Below are 8,073 nucleotides of genomic sequence, written 5' to 3' on the forward strand. Positions count from 1 at the left end.
GGCCCGGCCGGTTCAGCCCATCCGATCAGTACTGGTTCTGCGTCAGCTCGACATTGAGGCCGAGCGAGCGGAGTTCCTTCACCAACACGTTGAAGGACTCGGGGATGCCCGCCTCGAAATTGTCGTCGCCGCGCACGATCGCTTCGTAGGTCTTGGTGCGGCCGGAAACGTCGTCGGACTTCACCGTCAACATCTCCTGCAGCGTGTAAGCAGCGCCGTAGGCCTCGAGCGCCCACACTTCCATTTCGCCGAAGCGCTGACCACCGAACTGCGCCTTGCCGCCCAGCGGCTGCTGGGTGACGAGGCTGTACGGGCCGATGGAACGCGCGTGGATCTTGTCGTCCACCAGATGGTGCAGCTTCAGCATGTAGATGTAGCCGACCGTGACCTGGCGATCGAACCGCTCGCCGGTCCGCCCGTCGGTCAGGATCACCTGGCCGGAGTTCTTGAGGCCCGCGCGCTCGAGCATTTGCACGATATCGTCCTCGCGCGCCCCGTCGAACACAGGGGAAGCCACCGGCACGCCCTTGCGCAGGCCTTCGGCCAACTCGACCAGCTCGTTGTCCTCCAGGTCCATCAAGTCGGACTTGTAGGTGCGCTCGCCATAGATTTCCTTCAGGCTCTTGCGTAGCTCCGCGGCCTTGGTGTCGCCCTTGTGGACCGCGTCGATCATCTGGCCGATTTGGCGGCCGAGATTGGCGCACGCCCAACCCAGGTGCGTCTCCAGGATCTGGCCGACATTCATGCGGCTGGGCACGCCCAGCGGATTGAGCACGATGTCGACCGGCGTGCCGTCCTCCAGATACGGCATGTCTTCGGCCGGCGTGATGCGCGAGACGACGCCCTTGTTGCCGTGGCGTCCGGCCATCTTGTCGCCCGGCTGCAGCTTGCGCTTCACCGCGACGAACACCTTGACCATCTTCATGACGCCTGGCGGCAGCTCGTCGCCGCGCTGCAGCTTCTCGACCTTGTTCTCGAAGCGCTTCTCGAGGGCCTTCACGGAATCCTCGAACTGCTTCTTGAGGCCTTCGATCTCGGCCATGCGCTTGTCGTTCTTCACGCCGATCTGGCGCCACTGGCCAGGGGTGAATTCCGACAGGGTCTTTTCCGTGATCTTGGTCTCGGCCTTCAGCGCCTTCGGACCGCCGGTGGCGGTCTGGTTCATCAGCAGCTCCTTCAAGCGGCTGTAGAAGTTGCGCTCCAGGATCGCCTTTTCGTCGTCGCGATCCTTGGCCAGCCTCTCGATCTCGGCACGCTCGATGGCGAGCGCGCGCTCGTCCTTGTCCACACCGCGGCGGGAGAAGACGCGCACTTCCACGATCGTGCCGGAGACGCCCGGCGGCAGGCGCAGCGACGTGTCGCGCACGTCGGAGGCCTTCTCGCCGAAGATGGCGCGCAGCAGCTTCTCTTCCGGCGTCATCGGGCTTTCACCCTTCGGCGTCACCTTGCCGACCAGGATGTCGCCCGGCTTCACCTCGGCGCCGATATAGACGATGCCGGCCTCGTCGAGGTTCTTGAGCGCTTCCTCACCCACGTTCGGAATGTCGCGGGTGATTTCCTCCTGACCCAGCTTGGTGTCGCGGGCCATGACCTCGAACTCCTCGATGTGGATCGAGGTGAAGACGTCGTCCTTCACGATCCGCTCTGAGATCAGGATCGAGTCCTCGAAGTTGTAGCCGTTCCACGGCATGAAGGCGCACAGCACGTTGCGGCCGAGCGCCAGCTCGCCAAGGTCGGTCGAAGGACCGTCGCCGATGATCTCGCCCTTCTCCACCACGTCGCCCACATTCACCAGCGGACGCTGGTTGATGCAGGTGTTCTGGTTGGAGCGCTGGAACTTCAACAGGTTGTAGATGTCGACACCCGGGGCGGCGGTGTTGGTCTCCTCCGTCGCACGGATGACGATGCGGGTCGCGTCGACCTGGTCGACGATGCCCTTGCGGCGCGCCACGATGGCGACACCGCTGTCGCGGGCGACCGTGCCTTCCATGCCGGTGCCGACCAGCGGCGCATCGGCCTGCAGCAGAGGCACCGCCTGGCGCTGCATGTTGGAGCCCATCAGCGCGCGGTTTGCGTCGTCGTTCTCGAGGAACGGAATGAGCGCTGCGGCCACCGATACCAGCTGCTTCGGGCTGACGTCGATATACTGCACGTCCTCACGGCGGGCCATCACGAACTCGCCCGAACGCCGGCAGGAGATCAGATCGTCCGCTAGCTTGTTGCGGGAATCGAGGCGCGCGTTGGCCTGCGCGATGGTGTATTTGCCCTCCTCCATCGCCGAGAGATAGACGACCTCGTCGGTGACCGCGCCTTTGTCGACCTTGCGGTACGGGCTCTCGATGAAGCCGTACTGGTTCACCCGCGCGAAGGTGGCGAGCGAGTTGATCAGGCCGATGTTCGGACCTTCCGGCGTTTCGATCGGGCAGATACGGCCGTAGTGCGTCGGGTGCACGTCGCGCACCTCGAAACCCGCACGCTCCCGCGTCAGTCCGCCTGGGCCAAGGGCCGACAGGCGCCGCTTGTGCGTGATCTCCGACAGCGGGTTGGTCTGGTCCATGAACTGCGAGAGCTGCGAGGAGCCGAAGAACTCGCGGACTGCCGCTGCCGCTGGCTTGGCGTTGATCAGGTCGTGCGGCATCACCGTATCGATCTCGACCGAGCTCATGCGCTCGCGGATCGCGCGCTCCATGCGCAGCAGGCCGAGGCGATACTGGTTCTCCAGCAATTCGCCGACCGACCGGACGCGTCGGTTGCCGAGATGGTCGATGTCGTCGATCTCGCCGCGGCCATCCTTCAGGTCAACCAGGACCCTCAGGATCGACAGTACGTCTTCCTTGCGCAGGACGCGGATCGAGTCCGGCGAGTTGAGGTTGAGGCGGGAGTTCATCTTCACGCGGCCGACCGAAGACAGGTCATAGCGCTCCAGGTCGAAGAACAGGCCCTGGAACAAGGTCTCCGCCGTGTCGAGCGTCGGCGGCTCGCCGGGACGCATGACGCGGTAGATGTCGATCAGCGCTTCCTCGCGCGAGGAGTTCTTGTCGGCCATCAGCGTGTTGCGCATGTAGGGGCCGACATTGACGTGATCGATGCCGAGGGTCGGCAGCTCCTTTACGCCGGCCTGATCGAGCTGGTCGAGCACGGCCTGCGTGATCTCGGCGCCGGCCTCGACGAAGATCTCGCCGGTCTTCTCGTTGATGATGTCGACGGCGGCGTAGCGGCCATGCAGCTCTTCCGGCTGCACCAGCACTTCCTTGAGGCCGCCTTCCTGCAGCTTGCGGCCCAAGCGCGGCGTCATCTTGGCGCCGGCTTCCGCCATCACCTTGCCGGTCTTGGCGTCGACCAGGTCCGCAGCGAGCTTCACGCCCTTCATGCGCTCCGGCTCGAACGCCATGGTCCAGCCCTTCTTGCCATGGCTGTAAACGACCTGCCTATAGAAGAAGTTGAGGATTTCCTCGGCGGACATGCCGCCGAACCGGCGATCCTCGTCTACCAGCTCACCGCCCTTGGAGAGCTTCTGCTCGACGCCCTTGCTCCACAAAGCCAGCAGCAGCGTCGTCGCCGGCAGCTTGCGCCGGCGGTCGATGCGCACATAGACGAGGTCCTTGGCATCGAACTCGAAATCAAGCCAGGAGCCGCGGTACGGAATGACGCGCGCGGCGAAGAGATACTTGCCGCTGGAATGGGTCTTGCCCTTGTCGTGATCGAAGAACACGCCGGGCGAGCGGTGCATCTGGCTGACGACCACGCGCTCCGTGCCGGCGACGATGAAAGTGCCACTGGAGGTCATGAGCGGCATGTCGCCCATGTAGACATCCTGCTCCTTGATGTCGCGGATCGAGCGCGCGCCGGTCTCCTCGTCGTGATCCCACACGACCAGGCGCAGCGTCACCTTCAGCGGCGCGGCGTACGTCATGCCGCGCTGCTGGCACTCCTCGACGTCATATTTCGGCTCTTCCAGCTCGTAGCGGACGAACTGCAACTCCGCCTTCTCGGAAAAGTCCTTGATCGGGAACACCGAGCGGAACACTTCCTGCAGCCCGATGCTCTCGCGTTTTTCAGCCGGGACGCCGATCTGCAGGAACTGGTCGTACGAACTCTTCTGCACTTCGATCAGGTTCGGCATCCGCGTGATCTCGCCGATCCGGCCGAAATCCTTGCGAATGCGCTTGCGTCCCGTGAAAGGTTTTGTCATCAGCGACCTCTATTTTCCCTCGAAGCGCGACTCGACCGCCGCGCTTTCAAATCCGATCCGATCGGGCTCAACACCCGGTAATTCCCTTGCCTCTTTGCCCTCGCTCCAACGGTCGGAGACATTCGACCATCGGTCCGATCCCATTGTTCGCGCCGATCGGAGAGGCGCAATTTCCTATCACTTGAGGACGCGGGAAGCGCCGATCGCAAAACCGGCGCTTCCCCCGTTCGAACAACCCAGCTGAAGGCCTTACTTCAGCTCAACCTTGGCGCCGGCGTCTTCCAGCTTCTTCTTGAGATCCTGAGCTTCCTGCTTGGACACGCCTTCCTTCACCGGCTTCGGCGCACCTTCGACCAGGTCCTTGGCTTCCTTCAGGCCAAGGCTGGTGATGGCGCGAACTTCCTTGATCACGTTGATCTTCTTCTCGCCGCCGTCGACGAGAACGACGGTGAACTCCGTCTTCTCCTCGGCCGGAGCAGCGGCAGCGGCACCGCCGCCGACGGCAGCCACCGCGACCGGCGCGGCAGCCGAAACGCCCCAAGCCTCTTCCAACTTCTTGGACAGCTCGGCGGCCTCGAGGACGGTCAGCTTCGAGAGCTCGTCCACCAACTTCTGCAAATCAGCCATTTCATTCTCCTAGGCTTATCTCATAACGCGTTGCTTGAACTTCAATTCGGAACCGCTTGAAGAACTGACCGTCACGCGGTCTCGCTCTTCTTGGCATAAGCCCCGAAGACCCGCGCCAACTGGCCGGCCGGCGCTTGCAGGACCGTGGCGACGCGCGTCGCCGGGGTCTGCAGCATGCCGAGCAGCTTGGCGCGAAGCTCGTCGAGCGATGGCAGAGTCGCGAGCGCCTTGATCCCATCGGGACCAAGAACGTCCGCACCCATCGAGCCACCGACGATGGTGAGCTTCTCGTTGCTGTTCGCGAAGGTGACGGCGACTTTCGCCGCGGCCACCGGATCCGCCGAATACGCGATTGCGGTCGGACCCTTGAACAGCTGTTCCAGGCCTTCGTACTTCGTGCCTTTCAGAGCGCGCTGTGCCAGCCGATTCTTAGCGACTTTGTAGCCAGCCCCTGCATTCCGCATCTTGCGCCGAAGATCGCTCACTTCGGCCACCGTGAGGCCCGCCTGCTTGGTGATGACCACCAGGTTGGCGGAACTCAAGGCGTTCTGCAGAGCAGTGACCAGCTCTTGCTTGCCAGATCGGTCCACTGTTCGTCTCCGAATCTGGATGCGATGAACCACCATCGCACCCGGTTGCGCTTGGACCTTTCGTCCTCGCCCGGTCGGGCAAAGCCGGAAGATCCGGTTTTGCCTGTCCCAGAAGCTCAAGCCGCGCTTCGCCCAGGGAACCCGATCGGACTTGGCCGATCGGCCTTGAACGAAATTCGGTTCAACTCCCGTCTATTGCAGGCGATTGCCTCATTACCTCCGCCCCGACGGATCGGCTTGGAGACCTGCAGTCTCGGACAGGGTGGAGAGGTTCCCCCCTCCCATCACCGCAGCGGCTCACACCACAACGGCGAAACTCACTAACTCGCTCAACTCGCCGGCTTAGCCGACGATCGAACCAACCTCCAGCTTCAAGCCGGGGCCCATGGTGGACGTCAGCGACACCTTCTTGATGTAGGTGCCCTTGGCGCCGCTCGGCTTCGCCCTATTGATCGCCGACACGAACGCCTTCACGTTTTCCACCAGCGCCTTCTCGCTGAAGCTAGCCTTGCCGACGCCGGCATGAATCAAGCCGGCCTTCTCGGCGCGAAACTCCACCTGGCCGCCCTTCGCGGCTTTCACCGCCTCGGCGACATCGTTGGTGACGGTGCCGAGCTTCGGGTTCGGCATCAGGCCGCGCGGGCCCAGAACCTTACCCAGCTTGCCGACGGTCACCATCATGTCCGGCGTGGCGATGACGCGGTCGAAATCCATCTGACCGGCCTGCACCTTCTCCGCCAGATCGTCGGCGCCGACGATGTCGGCACCCGCCTTCTTCGCGGCCTCGGCCTTGTCGCCCTTCGCGAACACCGCAACGCGCAACGCCTTGCCGGTACCGTTCGGCAGGGTGACCACGCCGCGGACGTTCTGGTCCGAGTGGCGCGGATCGATGCCGAGATTCATCGCGATCTCGATCGTCTCATCGAACTTCGCCTTAGCAGACGCCTTGACCATCTTCACGGCCTCTTCGACGCCATAGAACTTGTCGCGATTGATGGTCGCGAGCGCTGCCTTGTATTTCTTGCCGGCCATCGCTTAGTCCTCCACCACCAGGCCCATGGAACGGGCGGACCCCTTGATCATCTGGGCCGCCGCTTCGAGGTCGTGCGCGTTGAGATCCGCCATCTTCTGCTTGGCGATCTCGCGACACTGCGCCATCGTGACCGTGCCGACCGTGCCGCGGCCGGTGGTCTGCGAGCCCTTCTCGATCTGCGCCGCCTTTTTCAGGTAGTAGCTGGCCGGCGGAGTCTTGGTGACGAAGCTGAACGAACGGTCCGAGTAGGCCGTGATCACCACCGGAATCGGCATGCCCGGTTCCAACTGCTGGGTCGCCGCGTTGAACTCCTTGCAGAACTGCATGATGTTCAGACCGCGCTGACCCAACGCCGGGCCCACCGGCGGTGACGGATTGGCCTTACCGGCCGGTATCTGCAACTTGATGTAGCCTTCAATCTTCTTTGCCATGTCCTACCTCAGTGGACCCACAGAGAGTCCCTAGGTTTGCGGTGCGGCACTTGGCTGGCCTCCCGCAAGTTCCGGCGAAACCGTCGCCGCGCGGTTCTTCGCAGGTCAGACTTTCTCGACCTGCGAATATTCCAGTTCGACCGGGGTCGCGCGGCCGAAGATCGACACCGCCACCTTCAGGCGGCCCTTCTCTTCGTCCACTTCCTCGACGAAACCCGTGAACGAGGTGAACGGACCGTCATTGACCCGCACCTGCTCCCCGACCTCGTAGATGATCGCGCGCTTCGGCCGCTCCACGCCCTCCTGCACCTGGTGCAGGATGCGCAAGGCTTCCGCCTCGCTGATGGGCGAGGGCTTGCCCTTGGCGCCGAGGAAACCCGTCACCTTGGGCGTGTTCATGATGAGGTGCCAGGTGTCGTCGGTCAGCTCCATCTTCACCAGCACATAGCCGGGGAAGAACTTGCGCTCCGTGTTCACCTTGGCCCCGCGACGCACCTCCACCACTTCCTCGGCCGGAACCAGGACGTCGGTGATCAGCTTGTCCATTCCCTTCTGCACCGCCTGTTCCTTGAGCGACTGCGCGATCTTGCGCTCGAAGCCCGAATAGACGTGCACGACATACCAGCGGTGTGCCATCGACTTACTTCCACAGCCCCAGCAAATAGGTCACGCCCGTGCCGAGGAACCAATCCACGACCAGGAAGAAGATGGAGGCCAGCACGACCATCAGGAACACCATCGCCGTGGTGACCCAGGTCTCCTTGCGGGTCGGCCACGTGACCTTCTTGCGTTCCGCGTTGACCTGGCGGCCGAACTCAACCGGGCTGATCTTTGTCATCTAAATCCTGACCAATTCCATTCGAAGCTTCAGCGCGCGCGGCATTCCCTCATTCGGGTCGCTGGCAGGAGTGGAGGGGCTCGAACCCCCAACCCCCGGTTTTGGAGACCGGTGCTCTACCAGTTGAGCTACACTCCTATGTCGCGCCGCCGAGTTCTCCTTCTAACGCCGATCCGGCGACCGCTTTCGCTGCCGCCGGAACGACCCAATCCCAGGCATTTCGGCCCCGGAAAGAGGCCGCGATGCCCTTTACTCTATGATGCTGGCGACGACGCCGGCGCCGACGGTTCGGCCGCCTTCGCGGATCGCGAAGCGCAGGCCCTCGTCCATCGCGATCGGCGCGATCAGGTGCACTTCCATCG

Annotated in this window: 8 protein-coding genes and 1 tRNA gene; all 9 read right to left on the reverse strand. The window is 63.3% G+C overall.

The annotated features are described in order from the left end of the window. Nucleotides 1–25: 25 nt before the first annotated feature. On the reverse strand, nucleotides 26–4,192 hold the full coding sequence (gene rpoB / locus DTX69_RS26885; protein ID WP_119304673.1) for a DNA-directed RNA polymerase subunit beta: 4,167 nt from the start codon (nucleotides 4,190–4,192) through the stop codon (nucleotides 26–28). A 249-nt stretch (nucleotides 4,193–4,441) separates the two neighbouring features. Then, nucleotides 4,442–4,819 carry a 50S ribosomal protein L7/L12 gene (gene rplL, locus DTX69_RS26890; protein WP_119304674.1) on the reverse strand — a complete coding sequence of 126 codons (378 nt, stop codon included), beginning with the start codon at nucleotides 4,817–4,819 and terminating at the stop codon, nucleotides 4,442–4,444. A 71-nt stretch (nucleotides 4,820–4,890) separates the two neighbouring features. Further along, nucleotides 4,891–5,409, reverse strand: a complete 519-nt coding sequence (gene rplJ / locus DTX69_RS26895; RefSeq protein ID WP_119304675.1) for a 50S ribosomal protein L10 — start codon at nucleotides 5,407–5,409, stop codon at nucleotides 4,891–4,893. 342 nt (nucleotides 5,410–5,751) lie between these two features. Further along, complete coding sequence (gene rplA / locus DTX69_RS26900) at nucleotides 5,752–6,441, reverse strand: 50S ribosomal protein L1 (protein ID WP_119304676.1); 690 nt, start codon at nucleotides 6,439–6,441, stop codon at nucleotides 5,752–5,754. A gap of 3 nt (nucleotides 6,442–6,444) precedes the next feature. Next, nucleotides 6,445–6,873: a 50S ribosomal protein L11 gene (gene rplK, locus DTX69_RS26905; RefSeq protein ID WP_119304677.1), complete on the reverse strand. Its 429-nt coding sequence runs from the start codon at nucleotides 6,871–6,873 to the stop codon at nucleotides 6,445–6,447. 105 nt (nucleotides 6,874–6,978) lie between these two features. Continuing rightward, the gene (nusG, locus tag DTX69_RS26910) at nucleotides 6,979–7,509 is read right to left on the reverse strand and encodes a transcription termination/antitermination protein NusG (protein WP_119304678.1); all 531 of its coding nucleotides are present in this window, start codon (nucleotides 7,507–7,509) and stop codon (nucleotides 6,979–6,981) included. A gap of 4 nt (nucleotides 7,510–7,513) precedes the next feature. Beyond that, nucleotides 7,514–7,711, reverse strand: a complete 198-nt coding sequence (gene secE, locus DTX69_RS26915) for a preprotein translocase subunit SecE (protein WP_119304679.1) — start codon at nucleotides 7,709–7,711, stop codon at nucleotides 7,514–7,516. A gap of 62 nt (nucleotides 7,712–7,773) precedes the next feature. Continuing rightward, nucleotides 7,774–7,849: transfer RNA gene (locus DTX69_RS26920), tRNA-Trp, on the reverse strand. Nucleotides 7,850–7,960: 111 nt separating this feature from the next. Then, a partial coding sequence (locus tag DTX69_RS26925; RefSeq protein ID WP_284735752.1) for an EF-Tu C-terminal domain-related protein occupies nucleotides 7,961–8,073 on the reverse strand: 113 nt, incomplete at its 5' end.

Source organism: Dongia deserti, from assembly GCF_003574735.1.
Lineage (GTDB): Bacteria > Pseudomonadota > Alphaproteobacteria > Dongiales > Dongiaceae > Dongia_A > Dongia_A deserti.